Source organism: Bacillus sp. SIMBA_074 (assembly GCF_046534555.1).
Taxonomy (GTDB): Bacteria; Bacillota; Bacilli; order Bacillales; family Bacillaceae_G; genus Bacillus_A; species Bacillus_A mycoides.
This window is the reverse complement of the sequence record NZ_JAWRYM010001291.1, coordinates 1-233: the sequence shown is the minus strand read 5'-3', so window position 1 is coordinate 233 and position 233 is coordinate 1. Positions and strand designations below refer to the sequence as shown.

1 protein-coding gene is annotated in these 233 nt (G+C 72.1%); it reads left to right on the top strand.

The window, feature by feature from the left end:
* Nucleotides 1-233: MgtC/SapB family protein (locus SB773_RS34870; protein ID WP_410595149.1), on the top strand; the 233-nt coding region annotated here is incomplete at both ends.

Below are 233 nucleotides of genomic sequence, written 5' to 3'. Positions count from 1 at the left end.
CCGGGATCGGGTTCGTCGGCGCCGGCGTGATCTTCGTGAACCGCGGCAACGTCGTCGGGCTGACCACCGCAGCGTCCATCTGGGTGACGGCGGCCGTCGGGATGGCGTGCGGCGCCGGCCTGCCCCTGCTGGCCGTCGCCGGAGCAGCACTCCACCTCATCGCCGTCGGAACGCTGCCGATGGCCGAACGCGTCCTCTGCGGGACCTCATGGCACACCGTGATCGTGCTGGCC